This is a genomic window from Flagellimonas flava, from assembly GCF_050617915.1.
GTDB lineage: Bacteria > Bacteroidota > Bacteroidia > Flavobacteriales > Flavobacteriaceae > Flagellimonas > Flagellimonas flava_A.
Window position 1 is genome coordinate 91,106 of record NZ_JBODQE010000003.1, and the last position, 16,550, is coordinate 107,655.

A 16,550-nucleotide genomic window follows, 5' to 3' on the forward strand; every position below is an offset into this window, starting at 1 on the left:
TTTAAAGGAAAAGGGGTTTTATTTCGTGATCAATATATACAATAATAAGATGTCCGAGGGTAAAATCCATGGCTTTTAAAGCATCGGCATATTCCATGATTTGTTCGTGGTGTGAAGGGGCGGGTTTACCTGTTTTGTAATCAATAATAGTTGCCTTTCCATCTTTTATGGCGATTCGATCGGGCCTTAGGGTTTTACCATTGCCCAGAAGGATTTCCTGCTCGTTTAATATTTGGTGGGCCAGGGTAAAGTATTCCCTGAGTTGGGGATGTTCAACCACCGCAATAATTTTTTCTTTGACATATCCCGAATCGGCCGCCGTAAGCTGGCCTGATACCTGAAGGTCATTTAAAACTGAAGGAACATCATCCGCAGTCTTAATTTTGCTCAAGGCATGGTGAACCAAATTTCCAAGTTCTATAGCCTCCCTGCGTTCATCATCCCACAGATGAACAGATCCGGTGGAAATGGCAAATCCAGTATTCCTTTCATCCTTATCTACAAATGGAATACTGCTGCTCGGCATGGTCGGTTTCCCTTGTTCTTCATCCCTGTGGGTCAATTCCCCAAAAATGAACTTTCCCGTTGAGCCCTCTTCCAATCCTTGTTGATCAAGGAAATATTGGAACAAGTTGGAATAGGAGTTGCATTGATCCAAGCTGTTTACAGCTTTGTCAGTTTCGGAGAGTACAAAAAGTCCTTTTTCAGCCCTCGTCAAGGCTACGTAGAGGACATTAAGGGCATCCAGTTCGGTTTTTTCCATTTCCTCCAAATAGTTCTTGGAAGTGATCTCGTTATACTGGAGCATTTCCTTTTTTGTGTTGATGAGGAATTCATCGAGTCCCAGTTCTTTTTCTTTCGGGGAAACACCCACCCAAGATTTCTTTTGCTTTCTGGGATCATGGATCAAGGCATTGGCAAAGGGAAAAATCACTATTGGAAATTCAAGTCCTTTGGACTTATGAATGGTCATAATTTTAACCGCATCAATATGCTCCGGTGCTGCAATGGAAAGCTTGTCCTTCTTCTGCTCCCAATACTTAAGGAAGGCATGGATTCCCGGACCTTCCCTCTTTTCAACAACCAGCACTTCGTCCAGAAGAAAAACCAGATAGGCTTGGGATTCATCCGTAAGCTCAAAATGTCGAATGGCCCTTTCCAAAATGGTGATCACAGGTTGGGTTTGGAGCTCGGTTATGGAAAACCCGTAGGACTCCAACAGCAAATCCGTTAAGTTGTCCAGATGACTGGAAATAAAATGATGCGGATCAGAGGCGGTTTTGGACAGATAAAACAAAAGCGCGTAGTTGGCCTCCTGATCGGTTGGATTTTCCATGACTTTCAACAGAGAAATCAGAAACCCCACTGTGGAATTATTTTTTAACAAAAGCGATTCCGAGGAAACAACGGGAATTTGATTTTCGGATAGAAAGTTGGCCAAGAGCATGCCATGGTCATTTTTCCGCACCAAAATGCAGATGTCGGAATACACATAATCCTTGGATTGTATATTCTTAATGGTCTTTAGCACCTGTTTACAATGTTCCTCCGCCTTATCATCAACTTCCTTGTCCACAAAGGAAAATTCAATATAACCCCCTTGTTTGTTGTTGGTCTTCTGCTGGCATCCTTCCAAGAAAAGATTGCGATATTCCGTATTCCTTAATAAAGGTGCAACGGTACTGAAAAATTGGTTGTTGAACTGAACTATTTCACTGTAGCTCCTCCAATTGGTATCCAAAGCAAATGTGGTAGGGCCAACAGAAAAGGGTCTGGATTTGCCGCTGATCAGGTTTAGAAACTGCTCCGCTTTGCCCCCTCGCCATCTGTAAATGGCCTGCTTAACATCCCCTACCAGAAAAAGGGTGCCCTGTTCGTTTTTCTCGTTCACACTTTCCAGGGCATTCCCGATCAAAGGAACCAGATTTTCCCACTGCACTTTGGAAGTATCTTGAAACTCATCCAAAAAGTAGTGTCTGTACTTTTCACCCATCCGCTCGTAGATAAAGGGAACGGGTTGGTTCTTGACTTCTTTGGATAAAAGCGAGTTTAGGGCAGAAATGGGAATGATTTCGCGATCCAGTTCAATGTTCTTGATTTCCTTGGCGATTTCGCTCAGCAAGGTCAGGGGAACAATGTTGCCATAAATGTTACGCAGATAATGGCGTTGGTACAATGTTTTCTTTATGGCCTGGTAAAGCCCAAGAATAACGGTGGCCAAATGGGAACCGTCTCGTTTGTCCGAAGCTTTTAAAAGTCTGCCAGCTTCAAGGGACTCTTCCAGTTTGTTGGCGTAAAGTACTTTGATGTTGAATTCCTTCTCACAGATTTTCTTGAAGTGGTTGGGGAGCGTCTGTCTGGGGAAATCTTCAGGAGCAAATCCTTGCTTTTCAATTTCCTGTAAGACCAAAGTGGCCTGTTGGATTACGTGGGATTCCAAAGCAGCAATTTGTGTGGAAATCTTTTGTTGGACTTTCTTAAAATCCTGAAGGGTTTTGGTTTCCAAGGATGCAATATGATCGGCATGATCCTCTTGAAAAAGCAGCTTGCCAATTTCCATCAGATCATAAGAAACGTCCCAACTTTTGTCCTCTTCAATTTTTTCCAGGGAAAATGCAATGAGGGTTTGGGTCAAGGCTTCGTCACTGCCCGCTCGTTCCAATAATCGGCCTATGGCCTCGTGCAATAATAGATCGGTGTCCAGCTCCACTTCAAAGTTTTGCGAAAGCTGTAGGTCGCGGGCAAAGGTTTTGATGATTTTATGGTTGAACTTGTCTATGGTGGAAATCTCAAAAAAGGAGTAGTTGTGCAAAATCCGTTGTAACACCGTTTGGGAACGTTGCTGTAATTGTAGTGGACTCAACGAAAGTTCCTCCCGAATTTCATTGAAAAGTGAACTTCGCTTCTCAGGGGGAATGTCCAACCCAAAAGTATACAGGCTTTCCAAAATCCGCGACTTCATTTCACCCACCGCTTTGTTGGTAAAGGTGATGGCCAATAGCTGCCTGAATTTGGAAGGGGAACCATCCTTTAGCAACAGCAAAAGGTATTCCTTGGTCAAGGAATAGGTCTTGCCGGATCCGGCTGATGCGCTGTATATTTTAAATTGGGGAGACTCCAAAACCATTTTCCTGCAAATTACGGATTACCCGCCTTAAGTTAATCTCCGAGAGCATGAAATATATCCCATAAAGCCGTATTTTTACAGGAATCAATAATAACTTAAAAACAGTACAATTATGGCTTTTGAATTACCAAAATTACCCTATGCATACGATGCTTTGGAGCCACATATAGATGCCAGGACCATGGAGATACACCATACCAAGCACCACAACGGCTACACCACCAAATTGAACGGCGCCATTGCCGGAACCGCCTTGGAGGGACAGTCCATAGACGACATCCTTTCCAACTTGGATATGTCCAATGGTGCGGTTAGAAACAATGGTGGAGGATTTTACAACCATTGCCTTTTCTGGGAAGTAATGTCCCCCGATGGTGGAGGTGCCCCAAGTGGGGATTTGGCCGCTGCCATTGATGAGGCATTTGGTTCTTTTGATGCGTTCAAGGAGCAGTTCAGTGCTGCTGCCGGAACCCGATTTGGTTCTGGATGGGCATGGCTTTGTGTGCACAAAGGAGGGAAGCTGGAAATCTGCTCTACACCCAACCAGGATAATCCGTTGATGCCGGATACAGGTTGTGCAGGACACCCCATTTTAGGATTGGATGTTTGGGAGCATGCCTATTACCTAAACTACCAAAACCGCAGACCCGATTATGTTGCTGCATTCTTTAATGTGATCAATTGGGACAAGGTAGCGGAAGGATATGCTTCCAATAAATAATAACTAGAAATTCAAGCGTCACTTCGAGCGTCCCGAAAGAATTTTGGGGCGTATCGAGAAGTGAAGTCCGGATAAAAGTACTTGATTAAGAGGGCCGCACTAGCGGCCTTTTTTTTGCGTCAGTTCGAGTGTCCCGAATTTAATTCGGGATGTATCGAGAACAAAATGAGGCATTGCAAACACATCCCTGATTTCAGCATGCTGAAATCTTCCCTTCTCAAGAAGGGAGCATATACTAAAAAGCGACAGCAACCAATTCCCCTCTCAAGAGGGGTTCGGTGTGTTAACTCAAAACCTCCATCCGTCAATTGAAAAGGGGCATTCGTCAATTGGGAGACTCTTGGCCAAGCACGTTCCGCTTCTTTTATGGTCTAAACCACATGAATGAGGAGCAGAAAGACTTTCAACCTGTTATTTGCAATACTTATTTTCTCTTGCGGTAATGACGATAGCCTAAATGGTCTCAAAGGGAAGCAGACCCAAATTGAAAGCGTGGAACCGATGAGCGGCGCAATAGGCGAAATTGTGGTTATTGAAGGAAAAGGTTTTGGGGATATGATGGAAGAAAATAGGGTGAAATTTAATGGCCATACAGCCTCTATCATAACTGCGAGTATAACAAGATTGGTAGTAACTGTTCCGAATGGAGCAGAGAGCGGTCCTGTAACAGTAAAGGTAGGAGGTAAGACAGCAAAAAGTAATACTGACTTTGTCGTTAAGCCCTAAGAGATCAATTGGCCTAGTGGACAAAAGCAATGATGTATTTGTAAAATATTTTTTTGGGGTAATTGGATTTTTTTTCAATTGGGGGCGCCTTTGGCGTCCCTTTTTTGTTTTTAAATACCCCAAATAGAAAAGGGCGAGGAAGCCCTCACCCTTTTCGTCCCAAATCTTACCATAAACTTAACCTACTTATGCTATGGCGAAACTAAATTACTGGTATTGTGAGAAATAACAAAAGTTTTTGCAGAATTTTTTGAATTGGAACCAAAAATGGAAGGGAAGATTTAAGCAACATTTTTGGTAAATCGTTGGGGTTCAAACATAAAGAAGGCGGACATTGTCCGCCTTCTTTCCCCAAATCTTACCATGAACTTAACCTACTTATGCTATGGTAGCCCCAAAAGTAAGGCAAGGGGTTGTTTTGGGAACAAGCTTTTAGATGAAACTCCTGTTAATTGGGTGAACGGATCTGGAAGGGGTGTGAACGTACGGGAATTCAGGAAAAGGACTACGGGGAATTATGGCAACTCCTAAAAAATAAAGCGACCGGAGTATTCTCCGGTCGCTTTCCCCAAATCTTACCATGAACTTAACCTACTTATGCTATGGTCCTCCAAATGTAAGGCAGAGCGCCGCTTTGGGAGCAAGCTTTTAGATGAAAGCCCAGTTGTTCGGGTGAAATACAATTGTCGTTGAAAAGGACTACGAAATTTGTTGGGGAAAGCGGGATGTAAAATAAAAAAGGTGGAATAGCTTCCACCTTTTTTGCCCCAAATCTTACCATGAACTTAACCTACTTATGCTATGGCAATACTAAAGTAGGTTTGTAGGTTGCCCAGTGGGCATAAATCCGTTCATCTGCACGTTTCATCGATGAAATGCACAGCTAATCCCGATAATGGGAAAACTAGTACGCCCTCTGGTTTTTTCCCTCGTAAAAATTAATGAATGCCCTGTTTACAACACGGTTGCCTCCTGGTGTAGGATAGTTGCCTGTAAAGTACCAGTCCCCCAAATTTTTGGGACAGGCTTGGTGCAAGCCTTCAATGCTCTGATAGATGATATCCACTTCAGCATTGATCCCTTTCGGACTTAGGATTTCGGCAATTTTCTTCGAAATCTGGTCTGCAGTGAATGGAGCGTAGAATTCCTTTACATAGTTCACCACCTCTTTGTCCTTAGACTCAGTTTGGGTGAGGCACTTTTCATAAATCTCTCGGATCTTGTCTGTGGTGCCATGATCTTCGTGCAGTGCTTGGGCCGCTTTAAAGGCCACAAAATCCTCCAGCTTGGCCATGTCTATTCCGTAACAATCCGGATAACGGATTTGCGGAGCCGAGGAAACCACTACAATCTTTTTAGGAGATAAACGATCCAAGATTTTTAGGATACTCTTCTTTAAGGTTGTCCCTCTAACAATACTATCGTCAATGATAACAAGGTTGTCCCCTTTTTTTACAGAACCATAGGAGACATCATAAACGTGGGCCACCAAGTCGTCTCTACTACTATCTTGGGTTATAAAGGTCCGTAGCTTGGCATCTTTGATGGCCACTTTTTCTATCCGCGGGCGAACGTCCAAAATTCTGTGTAGTTCCTCTCCGGAAATGTTCGGTCCAAGGGCAAGGATTTGCTCCTCCTTGAGTTTGTTAAGGTAGTTCTGCGCCTCTTTGACCATTCCAAAAAAAGAAGTTTCCGCCGTATTGGGGATATAGGAAAAGACAGTGTTGGCCAAATCATTATCAATGGACTGAAGAATTTGTGGGAATACCAATTTCCCCAGCATCTTTCTTTCCTGATAGATTTCCTTGTCACTTCCCCTAGAGAAATAAATTCGTTCAAAAGAACAAGCCTTTCTTTCTGTAGGTTCTTGGATTTGCTCCAAATGAACATCACCTTTTTTCTTGATGATCAAGGCATGTCCTGGATCCAGTTCTTTAACTGAATCGTAGGGCACATTGAATACGGTTTGTATGGCAGGGCGTTCCGAAGCCACTACCACTACTTCATCATCTTGGTAATAATAGGCAGGTCTGATTCCCGCGGGATCACGTACCACAAATCCATCACCATGTCCCAATAGACCGCCCATGGTATAACCCCCGTCCCAATTTTTGGAGGCCTTTCTCAATATTTTGGCAACATTTAGGCGTTCTGCAATTAGGGGCGAAGCTTCCCTTTTGTTGTATCCTTCCTTTTTGATTTGTTTGTACAGTTTGGCTACGGCATCATCCAGAAAATGTCCAATCTTTTCCATCACGGTTACCGTATCTGCCATTTCCTTTGGATGCTGACCCAGGGTAACAAGGTTCTCGAACAACTCGTTTACATTGGTCATATTAAAGTTACCTGCAACAATGAGGTTCCGATGCATCCAGTTGTTCTGCCTTAAAAAGGGGTGAACGCTTTCTATGCTGTTCTTCCCAAAAGTGCCATACCTTACATGCCCCATCAACAACTCCCCTATATAAGGAATGTTGCTTTTCTGCAGCTCCACATCATTTTCCAAGCCTGGATTTTGTTCCAGCGCCGTGTTGATGCGGTCATTGATTTGGGCAAAGATGTCTTGGATCGGCTGTTGCTGGGCGGAACGTACCCGACTCATATAGCGCTCCCCGGGCTTCATGTCCAATTTAATACTGGCAAAACCGGCTCCGTCCTGACCTCTGTTGTGCTGTTTTTCCATCATGAGGTACATTTTGTTGACCCCATAAAAAGCAGTACCGTATTTTTCCTTGTAGTACTCCAGTGGTTTAAGCAATCGGATCATGGACAATCCGCACTCGTGCTTAATAGCATCACTCATAACAAACCAAAATAAAAAAGCCCCGAAACGTGTCAGGGCAGTTATTTATGTTAACTCAATATTGAATTGCGTCAATTCTTTAAATTGCATAAGGCGGCGCTCCACCTGCTGCTTCTCCAGTTCCAGCATTCGTTCCGTACCAAATCGTTCTACACAGAACGAGGCCAGGTTAGATCCATGGATAATGGCATTCTTCAAACTTTCAAACGAGATATTTTTGGACTCGGCCAAATAACCGGCAAATCCACCAGCAAAGGTATCTCCAGCTCCAGTGGGGTCAAAAACCTCTTCCAATGGTAGGGCGGGTGCAAAGAAAACATGTTCTTTATGAAACAAAAGTGCCCCGTGCTCCCCTTTTTTGATCACCACATATTTAGGACCCATCTCCTGAATTTTGGCCGCAGCCTTTACCAGGGAATATTCGTTGGTCATCTGTCTTGCCTCTTCATCGTTGATGGTAATCACATCAATCTTTGCAATGACCTCCATCAACTCATCCCAAGTATTGTCCATCCAGAAGTTCATGGTATCCGCTATAATAAGTTTTGGTCGTTCTTTCATCTGTGCAATTACACCCAACTGGATGTTTGGATGAAGATTACCAAGCATAACAACATCTGCGTTTTTGAAGTTGTCCGGGACAACGGGGTTAAAATCGGCCATGGTGTTCAACTCCGTGACCAAGGTGTCCCTGGAATTTAGGTCATTGTGGTACTTGCCTTTCCAGTAGAAGGTCTTACCTCCTTTTACAACCTCAATTCCGGAAATGTCAATATTATGTGCTGTGAAAATATCCAGATATTCTTGAGGAAAATCTTCTCCTACCACAGAAACTACGGCTGACTCTACCTTAAATTGTGAAGCAGCCAAACCTATAAAGGTGCCTGCGCCACCAAGAATTTTATCACTCTTCCCAAATGGCGTTTCAATATCATCAAAAGCCACACTGCCTACAATAAGCAATTTGCCCATGCGCTAAAATTTGCTGCAAATATACGTTTAGATATTCCATTTTCCACCACTTGACATTTAATTAAGAAAATGGTGGGAAATCTATTGGATATGACCCTACTTTCTTCCAAAATCTGCAGGAATTTCACCCCAGGCTTTCGTCTCCCATTTTACAATTGGCGTGTTGTACCTATTTTTTTTCAACCAATTTTCTGCGCGTTCTATCAGTTCAAAGAGCTGGGCATTTTTGGCGTTTTTTTTCAGTTTGGTGCCGCACTTTTTCTTTCGCACCCAGCCAATGGCTATCCTGGAATCGGAATAGATCACACGCTCACTTTTTCTTTCCTTTAAAAAGGCCAGGCCATGCACCAAGGCCAAAAACTCCCCTATATTATTGGTTCCTTGCTCAAACGGCCCCTGCTTGAACAACACTTTTTTGGATTTGGTATCCACCCCTTGATATTCCATTTTGCCAGGATTCCCGCTGGATGCCGCATCCACCGAAATGGAATTGTAGTTGGGGTCGCCGATTCGCAACAACTCTTCCGGGGATAGTTCCTTTTTTCCTTTGGAAGTCCCTTTGTACTCCAAGTAATTGCCATTGTACGCTTTTTTGGCCTCTTCAAAAGATGAAAAGGACTTGTATTGTGCACCCTTGAAGCCTGTTATTTGAGCTTTGCAGTCGTCCCAGCTCTCAAATATTCCGGGTCGTTTCCCCTTCCAGACCACATAGAATTTTTTCTTATTCGCCATGTTAGGTTAAGAGTTTTTCAATCACTTTGGGAAAGTGCTCGTATTCCAGTTCGTGCACTTTTTTGGCAATGGATTCAGGGGTATCCTCTGGTGTCAATTCCGTTTTGGCTTGAAAAATAACGGCGCCCTCATCATAATTCTCGTTCACATAATGAATAGTGATACCCGTTTCCGTTTCCCCGCTTTCTTTTACAGCCTCATGGACTTTGGATCCATACATGCCTTTTCCACCATACTTGGGTAATAGCGCAGGATGTATGTTGATGATTTGGTTTGGAAATGCACGAATGAAACTTTCAGGAATCTTCCATAGGAATCCTGCAAGAACAATAAGGTCTGGCTCAAGACTTTGGATTATCCTCAAAAGCTGGTCCGTTCCAACAAACGATTCCCTATTAAAGTAGTAGGCGGGAACCTTTAGCCTTTTGCTGCGTTCCAGTACTTGGGCAGTATTTTTATTGGTGAAAACCGCTGCGACTTTGGCCGTTTGTTGTTCCTTAAAATGGGTTATGATTTTTTCGGCATTGGAACCGCTGCCGGATGCCAGAATAACTATCTGTTTTACGTTGGGTTTCTCCTGCAAATCGTTGTACATGTTTAAAAGGCTAAATTACTGCACGCGTACCTAATATGTTTAATTTGAGGCACATTTTATCGACAAATGGTGTATTTAATCCAAAGTTTTATATTTTTGCCCCGATTAAATTTTTAAAACCGATATAATTATGTCAGACATTGCATCAAGAGTAAAGGCTATCATCGTTGATAAACTAGGTGTTGATGAAAATGAAGTAGTAGCTGAGGCTAGCTTTACCAACGACTTGGGCGCGGATTCCTTGGACACTGTTGAACTTATCATGGAGTTTGAAAAAGAATTTGACATTCAAATCCCTGATGATCAGGCAGAAAACATTGCAACTGTTGGTCAAGCCATTAGCTATATAGAAGAAGCCAAGTAATTTTATGATATTTTACTAAAGATTTTAAATTATCCATGTGGTGAGGATCACATGGATAATTTTTTTTTAATTTAGGTTCATAAGGGTAAATAATAGTTCAATGCAGTTAAAGCGAGTTGTGGTTACTGGAATGGGTGCGTTAACACCTATAGGTAACAATTTGGAGGCTTATTGGGAAGGACTAAAAACAGGGAAAAGCGGTTGCGCTCCCATCACGTATTTTGATACGGAAAAGTTCAAAACCAAGTTTGCCTGCGAACTTAAAGGCTATAAACCTGAAGATTATTTCGATCGAAAGGAAGCCAGAAAACTAGATAGGTTTGCCCAATATGCATTGGTTTCTTCCGATGAAGCCATTGCAGACTCCGGTATCAATTTGGATACAGTCGACAAATTTAGGGTAGGTGTAGTTTGGGGTGCTGGAATAGGCGGTCTGGAAACTTTCCAAAATGAAGTGATCGGGTATGCCGGCGGAGATGGAACTCCAAGGTTCAATCCTTTCTTCATCCCTAAAATGATTGCCGATATTGCCCCCGGAAATATTTCCATCAAGCACGGTTTTATGGGGCCTAATTATACCACGGTATCTGCCTGTGCCTCTTCTGCCAATGCCATGATAGATGCGCTCAATTATATTAGATTGGGCCACTGTGATGTTATTGTAACAGGTGGTAGTGAGGCGGCGGTTACCATTGCCGGAATGGGAGGATTCAATGCTATGCATGCCCTATCCACGAGAAATGACAGCCCAGAGTCGGCTTCCAGACCTTTTGATGCCACTAGGGATGGTTTTGTTTTGGGAGAAGGTGCAGGAGCCTTGATTTTGGAAGAGTATGAACATGCCAAGGCAAGAGGCGCCAAGATTTACGCAGAGGTTTTAGGTGGCGGACTTTCCAGTGACGCCCACCACATGACAGCCCCTCATCCAGAGGGAATTGGAGTGGTTAAGGTTATGGAAAATTGCCTTCAGAATGCCGGACTAAACCCAGAAGATGTAGATGCCATCAATACGCACGGAACATCTACGCCTTTGGGAGATGTGGCCGAATTGAAAGCCATCTCCAAAGTGTTTGGGAAACATGCTCCCAACATTAATATCAATTCCACAAAATCCATGACAGGGCACTTATTGGGTGCGGCCGGAGCCATAGAAGCTATTGCTTCCATCTTGGCCATGGAACACAGTATGGTTCCTCCCACGATCAACCATAGTGTGGTGGATGAGAACATTGACCCTTCATTGAACCTGACCCTTAACAAGGCACAGGAAAGGGAGGTAAATGTGGCCATGAGCAACACCTTTGGGTTTGGCGGACACAACGCTTGTGTTCTGTTCAAAAAAATAGGGTAGTTTTGTAGTGTAATGAAATTCCCCTCCAAAATATTCAATTCCCATCCGAAATCGGATGGGGATTTTTTTTTAGGTATTAAGTCAATTCTGGGATTTAAACCCAAAGATCTTGATATTTATAAAAAGGCATTTCTGCATCGATCCGTAAACAAAAGGGATAAAGACGGTAACCCCATGAATTACGAGCGCTTGGAATTTCTTGGGGATGCCATGCTGGGAACCATAATTTCCAAACACCTATATAATAAGGTGCCTGGGGGAGATGAGGGATACTTAACCAAAATGCGCTCCAAAATAGTCAGTAGAAAACACCTCAACGAGCTTGGAAAGGATTTAAAACTGCTTAAATATGTAGAGAGCAGAATTCCCAAATCCCACTTTGGGGAAAACATTCACGGCAATGTTTTTGAGGCCTTGGTCGGAGCTATTTATCTGGATAGAGGGTATACCTACTGCGAAAAATTCATCAATTCCAGGGTCATTATGCCGTATGTGGATATTGAGCAATTGGAAGGAAAGGTAATCAGTTACAAGAGCTTGCTCATAGAATGGTGCCAGAAACAGAAAAAGACTTTTCACTACGATGTTTACGAAGATACAGGCAATGACGAGCTAAAGCATTTTGCGGTTAAATTGACCATCAACGAAAGAGTTATGGCCAAAGCACGGGCCACATCCAAAAAGAAGGCAGAGGAAAAAGCCTCCAAAAGAGCCTATTTTGCCCTTCAGAGTAGAATAGAAAATAGTTGACTTTAAATTACGGTAAACTCAAACGTTTTCGTTGTGTTAAAATGGGTATTGTCCCTATTAAGCTAGGCTGTCAAAGGGAATAGGAGTATATTTGGGGTTCGTGTAAAAGAGATGTGGACGACCCATAAGATATCTGAGGATTTTTATGACGACAACTTTCAGCTTATTGCAATTCATAGTGGGCTGGAAGATTTTGCGATGGGCTATGCCGTTAATTTAGCCTGTGGACTTCAATTAAGTAGAAGGAAAAACGACCTGCAATTTGACCAAGACCTCACTTTTTCAGTCTTTGATTGGGACGATGAATTGAGTGACACTTTTTGGACGCTCATGTCCAACAAATGTGCTGTTGAAGAGACCATTACGTCCATTGGACTTTTTCAGGACAGAACTTCTTCCAGAGCAGATTATTTGATCAAAGAACGCAAGGAAGTAGATTACTTTTTGAAGGTTGATGGCGTGGACGGGCCTACCCTGGTTCAAAAAATAAAGGCCATTAACACTATTCCAAAGGTGGTTACTGCGTACCCACTAGAAACACAAACTTTAAAATCAAAAAGAAACCTAATCTTTTAACAATGCCAACCGTTAAAAAAACAAAAATAGTAGCCACCCTTGGACCTGCCACCAGCAAGAAGGAAGTTCTTCAGCAAATGATGGAAGCTGGGGTGGATGTTTTCAGAATAAATTTTTCCCATGCTTCACATGATGACGTAGCTGAGCGAATAAGGCTCATTAGGGAATTGAATTACGAACTTGATACCAACACTGCGATTCTTGCCGATTTGCAAGGACCAAAATTGAGAGTTGGGGTTATGGGAGGTGAAGCTGTGGTGGCACCCGGGGATGAGATTACCTTTGCCACTGGAGAACCCTTTGAAGGAAGCGCCAAAAGGGTTTATATGAACTATGCCAGCTTTCCCCAGGATGTGAAACCAGGCGAGCGCATTTTGTTGGATGATGGAAAGCTGATCTTCGAGGTGAAGTCAACCAATGGGAAGGATGAGGTGAAGGCTGTTGTGGTACAAGGAGGCCCTTTGAAATCCAAAAAAGGTGTTAATCTCCCCAATACAGATATCTCGCTGCCAGCCTTGACTGAAAAGGATATTAAGGACGCCGAATTTGCCATTTCCCAAGAAGTGGATTGGATTGCACTGTCCTTTGTTCGGCATAGCCAGGACCTTATGGACCTGCAAAATTTGATCAACAAACATTCCGAGCACAAGATTCCAATTATCGCCAAAATTGAAAAACCTGAGGCGGTTGAAAACATAGACAAGATTGTTGCCTATTGTGATGGTCTTATGGTTGCTCGTGGGGATTTGGGTGTGGAAATACCTGCACATGAAGTACCTCTGATTCAAAAACAGTTGGTATTGCGGGCTAAAAAAGCCAGGATTCCCGTGATCATTGCAACACAGATGATGGAAACTATGATCACCAGTCTTACCCCAACCCGAGCCGAAGTCAATGACGTGGCCAACTCTGTCATGGATGGGGCGGATGCCGTAATGTTGTCTGGAGAAACCTCAGTCGGAAATTACCCGGTTCAGGTTATCGAAAAAATGTCCAGTATTTTGATGAGCGTGGAAGGTTCCAATCTGATCAGTGTTCCACAGACACCCCCGCATATTCGTACGAAAAGATATATTACCAAATCCGTTTGTTATCATGCCGCCATTATGGCCAACGAAATAGAGGCCAAAGCCATATCAACCTTGACCAATAGTGGTTATACGGCTTTCCAGATTTCCGCTTGGAGACCCAGTGCCCACATTTTGGTGTTTACCTCTAACAAAAGAATCCTGACCCAACTAAACTTGTTATGGGGAGTAAAAGCGTTCATGTACGATAAGTATGTTTCCACGGATGAAACCATAGAGGATGTAAACCAAATTGCCTGCAAAAAAGGCTATTTGGATGTTGGGGACATGCTGATAAGCTTGGCAGCCATGCCCATCAAGGACAAGGGAATGGTTAATACCCTTAGGGTAACAGAAATAGAAAGCTGTAGTTTCTAGGCTACTTTTTCAAAAGCAATAAAATTGACCAACTTGCCAGCCTTGTCAAATACAGGGCTGCTTTTGATATGGCATTCGTAAGTGGTGCCATCTTTCCTGTAATTGGTCAAAACCACTTCAAAGGGTCGTTGGTCCTTAATGGCCTGGGAAACTTGACTTGTGGTTTCCCTACAGGTGGCCTCCCCTTGGAACATTCTAGGTTGTTTACCTAAAACCTCATGCGGTTGATAGCCATTCATTTCAACCATATTCTGAGTGGCATAAACAATATTCAACTGGGCATCCGTAACAACTACTACCTGATCCTTTTTAAGAATCTCAGTGCCAAAATTGGCCATTTTACGCCATTTTCCGGATAATGCCATGCTCTCCAAACTTTTTACATCGGCAAGGTTGCCAGACAGTCGATCAAAAGACTGGGCAAACAAATCCATGGAGTGGAGAGGGTAGCCATGCACATCCAATTTATTGTAAAAAGTATGTGCAGCTTCGTCGTAAAATCGCATCTTTTCCATACCCAATACTATAAAAAGGAATATGGACCAGAAAATCTACGCATAACATTAACACTCTTGTTTAAGAATTTACGTGTTATAGATGGAAATTGGGCTGTAAGTATCAACAGTATTTAAGGACTAAAGTCCAGAAAAACCATCATCCGGGCTTGGAATAGGGCAGGCTAGTATATCATGAAATACGAATATTCAGATCCAAAACTGGGGGCCATATTAGGTCTTACCAATGACATTAGAAAAGACAAGGATTACTTTTCATCAACGGCCAACACCATTAAATTTTTATGGAACCGAAACCCTGAACCCATAAGTCTTGAGGTAGATGGATTTGATTTAATGCTGGAACCCAATCAAATTGTAACGGTAACTTATCTGCAACAAGTGTCTTTTGTGAAGACCAGACTGCCGTTGTCCTCGGTGTTTTTTAACAGGGAATTCTATTGTATCTCAGATCATGATGCCGAGGTGTCCTGTAATGGCATCTTGTTTTTTGGCACCCAAGATTTACCCATCATTTCCATACCTACTGATCAACAGCGGAAATTCAATCTATGGTATGAAGTCTTTGTGGAAGAGTTTTCCACTCCTGACAATATTCAAGGGGATATGTTGCAAATGCTGCTGAAGAGATTGATCATCATGAGCACCCGATTGGCCAAAGAGCAGCTGATTGTGAAGAGTTTGGACAACACCCAAATTGATACCATCCGTAAGTTCAATTATCTGGTGGACATCCATTACAAAACCAAAAGAAAGGTAAGCGACTATGCGGACATGCTCTTTAAGTCGCCAAAGACCCTTTCCAATTTGTTTTCCATTTATAATCAGAAAACACCACAACAGATCATATTGGATAGACTCATGTTGGAGGCCAAACGCCTGATCCATTTTACTGAAAAACAAAATCAGGAAATTGCCTACGATTTAGGGTTCAACGATCCGGCCCATTTTAGTCGTTTCTTCAAAAAAATGACGGATATGAGCCCCTCGGAGTATAGAGAAAACCTGCTTATTGCTCCCTAAGGGAAATTTTGGCAAGCGTTCGGGAAATCCCTCCTAACACCTCCCCTCTTTTTCGTCACATCTTTGCTCAGTAATTAAAAGAAAGGTAAAGATGAAATCACTGGAAAAATCTGTTTTCAATCTCATTGAGATTTTCAGGTCTACACGAAGACCAGAAACAAAATCGATTATTTCTGCCGCGCATTGTGAGCAGAAATACCATCACGATTTTTATTGTGATGCAGAAAAACCATTTGTAAAGAATTTTTAACCCATATAACAATTAATAGAATTTATAATCATGAGCAATTTTAATGTACCAAAAAGAGAAGAAGTAAGTAGTGCCAATCAGGCCATTTTTGACAACTTGGAAAAAGCAGTTGGTTTTGTACCCAACCTTTATGCAACCTATGCATATTCAGAAAATGCCCTAGGGAATTACCTGACTTTTGCCAACGCCAAAACATCCCTTAAAGCAAAAGAAAAAGAAGCAGTGAACCTTGCAGTTAGTGAAGTAAATGGATGTGAATACTGTTTGTCTGCCCATACCGCCATTGGTAAAATGAATGGATACACAGACGAGCAAATTTTGGAATTGAGAACTGGAAGGGCCTCTTTTGACAACAAATTGGACGCTTTAGCCAGATTGGCCAAAAACATCACTGAAAATAGGGGTGTAACGGATGCTGCTGTTCTTGAAAATTTCTTCGATGCCGGATGGACGAAGGAAAATTTGATAGACACCATCGTTTTGGTTGGTGACAAAACCATCTCCAATTATATCAACAACACAACACAAATCCCTGTGGATTTTCCAGTGGCACAACCCTTGGAAGCAACAGTTTAATTAAATACAAGAAAACAACAAGTA

16 protein-coding genes are annotated in these 16,550 nt (G+C 42.7%); 10 read left to right on the forward strand and 6 right to left on the reverse strand.

All coding sequences use genetic code 11. The features are described 5' to 3' along the window. Nucleotide 1: 1 nt before the first annotated feature. Nucleotides 2-3,127 carry a UvrD-helicase domain-containing protein gene (locus tag ACRHOZ_RS08955; protein ID WP_431124820.1) on the reverse strand — a complete coding sequence of 1,042 codons (3,126 nt, stop codon included), beginning with the start codon at nucleotides 3,125-3,127 and terminating at the stop codon, nucleotides 2-4. A gap of 112 nt (nucleotides 3,128-3,239) precedes the next feature. Here ACRHOZ_RS08955 and ACRHOZ_RS08960 point away from each other — a divergent pair, with 112 nt between their 5' ends. The 3 genes from ACRHOZ_RS08960 (at nucleotide 3,240) to ACRHOZ_RS08970 (ending at nucleotide 5,105) form a co-directional block, all read left to right on the forward strand. Beyond that, on the forward strand, nucleotides 3,240-3,848 hold the full coding sequence (locus ACRHOZ_RS08960; RefSeq protein WP_431124822.1) for a superoxide dismutase: 609 nt from the start codon (nucleotides 3,240-3,242) through the stop codon (nucleotides 3,846-3,848). A 384-nt stretch (nucleotides 3,849-4,232) separates the two neighbouring features. After that, the gene (locus ACRHOZ_RS08965; RefSeq protein ID WP_431124825.1) at nucleotides 4,233-4,574 is read left to right on the forward strand and encodes an IPT/TIG domain-containing protein; all 342 of its coding nucleotides are present in this window, start codon (nucleotides 4,233-4,235) and stop codon (nucleotides 4,572-4,574) included. 363 nt (nucleotides 4,575-4,937) lie between these two features. Further along, nucleotides 4,938-5,105 carry a hypothetical protein gene (locus ACRHOZ_RS08970; protein ID WP_431124827.1) on the forward strand — a complete coding sequence of 56 codons (168 nt, stop codon included), beginning with the start codon at nucleotides 4,938-4,940 and terminating at the stop codon, nucleotides 5,103-5,105. Between the two features lie 373 nt (nucleotides 5,106-5,478). On the opposite strand, the gene ACRHOZ_RS08975 is transcribed toward ACRHOZ_RS08970, so the two are convergent. The 4 genes from ACRHOZ_RS08975 to purN form a co-directional block, all read right to left on the reverse strand. After that, nucleotides 5,479-7,377: an amidophosphoribosyltransferase gene (locus ACRHOZ_RS08975; protein WP_431124829.1), complete on the reverse strand. Its 1,899-nt coding sequence runs from the start codon at nucleotides 7,375-7,377 to the stop codon at nucleotides 5,479-5,481. A gap of 45 nt (nucleotides 7,378-7,422) precedes the next feature. Further along, a complete protein-coding gene (locus ACRHOZ_RS08980) occupies nucleotides 7,423-8,349 on the reverse strand; it encodes a PfkB family carbohydrate kinase (protein WP_431124831.1) in 927 nt (308 codons plus the stop codon). A gap of 96 nt (nucleotides 8,350-8,445) precedes the next feature. Continuing rightward, a complete protein-coding gene (locus ACRHOZ_RS08985) occupies nucleotides 8,446-9,081 on the reverse strand; it encodes a viroplasmin family protein (RefSeq protein WP_431124834.1) in 636 nt (211 codons plus the stop codon). Nucleotide 9,082: 1 nt separating this feature from the next. Beyond that, a complete protein-coding gene (gene purN / locus ACRHOZ_RS08990) occupies nucleotides 9,083-9,676 on the reverse strand; it encodes a phosphoribosylglycinamide formyltransferase (RefSeq protein WP_431124837.1) in 594 nt (197 codons plus the stop codon). 130 nt (nucleotides 9,677-9,806) lie between these two features. On the opposite strand from purN, the gene ACRHOZ_RS08995 reads away from it, so the two are divergent. From ACRHOZ_RS08995 to pyk, 5 genes are all read left to right on the forward strand, one after another. After that, nucleotides 9,807-10,040 carry an acyl carrier protein gene (locus tag ACRHOZ_RS08995; RefSeq protein WP_009778413.1) on the forward strand — a complete coding sequence of 78 codons (234 nt, stop codon included), beginning with the start codon at nucleotides 9,807-9,809 and terminating at the stop codon, nucleotides 10,038-10,040. A gap of 100 nt (nucleotides 10,041-10,140) precedes the next feature. Continuing rightward, entirely contained in the window at nucleotides 10,141-11,391 is a 1,251-nt protein-coding gene (gene fabF / locus ACRHOZ_RS09000; RefSeq protein ID WP_420401267.1) for a beta-ketoacyl-ACP synthase II, read from the forward strand. Nucleotides 11,392-11,403: 12 nt separating this feature from the next. Continuing rightward, nucleotides 11,404-12,141 (forward strand): ribonuclease III, encoded by a 738-nt coding sequence (gene rnc, locus ACRHOZ_RS09005; protein ID WP_420401266.1) that lies wholly within the window; start codon nucleotides 11,404-11,406, stop codon nucleotides 12,139-12,141. A gap of 111 nt (nucleotides 12,142-12,252) precedes the next feature. Next, complete coding sequence (locus ACRHOZ_RS09010) at nucleotides 12,253-12,717, forward strand: IPExxxVDY family protein (protein ID WP_431124841.1); 465 nt, start codon at nucleotides 12,253-12,255, stop codon at nucleotides 12,715-12,717. Nucleotides 12,718-12,719: 2 nt separating this feature from the next. Next, on the forward strand, nucleotides 12,720-14,162 hold the full coding sequence (gene pyk / locus ACRHOZ_RS09015) for a pyruvate kinase (RefSeq protein WP_431124844.1): 1,443 nt from the start codon (nucleotides 12,720-12,722) through the stop codon (nucleotides 14,160-14,162). Here the strand turns inward: pyk and ACRHOZ_RS09020 are convergent. After that, a complete protein-coding gene (locus tag ACRHOZ_RS09020; protein WP_431124846.1) occupies nucleotides 14,159-14,677 on the reverse strand; it encodes a PAS domain-containing protein in 519 nt (172 codons plus the stop codon). The two genes, pyk and ACRHOZ_RS09020, sit on opposite strands and share 4 nt — an antisense overlap. A 174-nt stretch (nucleotides 14,678-14,851) precedes the next feature. On the opposite strand from ACRHOZ_RS09020, the gene ACRHOZ_RS09025 reads away from it, so the two are divergent. Next, nucleotides 14,852-15,700, forward strand: coding sequence for a helix-turn-helix domain-containing protein (locus ACRHOZ_RS09025; protein WP_431124848.1), 849 nt, complete (start codon nucleotides 14,852-14,854; stop codon nucleotides 15,698-15,700). A 280-nt stretch (nucleotides 15,701-15,980) separates the two neighbouring features. After that, complete coding sequence (locus tag ACRHOZ_RS09030; protein WP_422349443.1) at nucleotides 15,981-16,526, forward strand: carboxymuconolactone decarboxylase family protein; 546 nt, start codon at nucleotides 15,981-15,983, stop codon at nucleotides 16,524-16,526. Nucleotides 16,527-16,550: the final 24 nt, after the last annotated feature.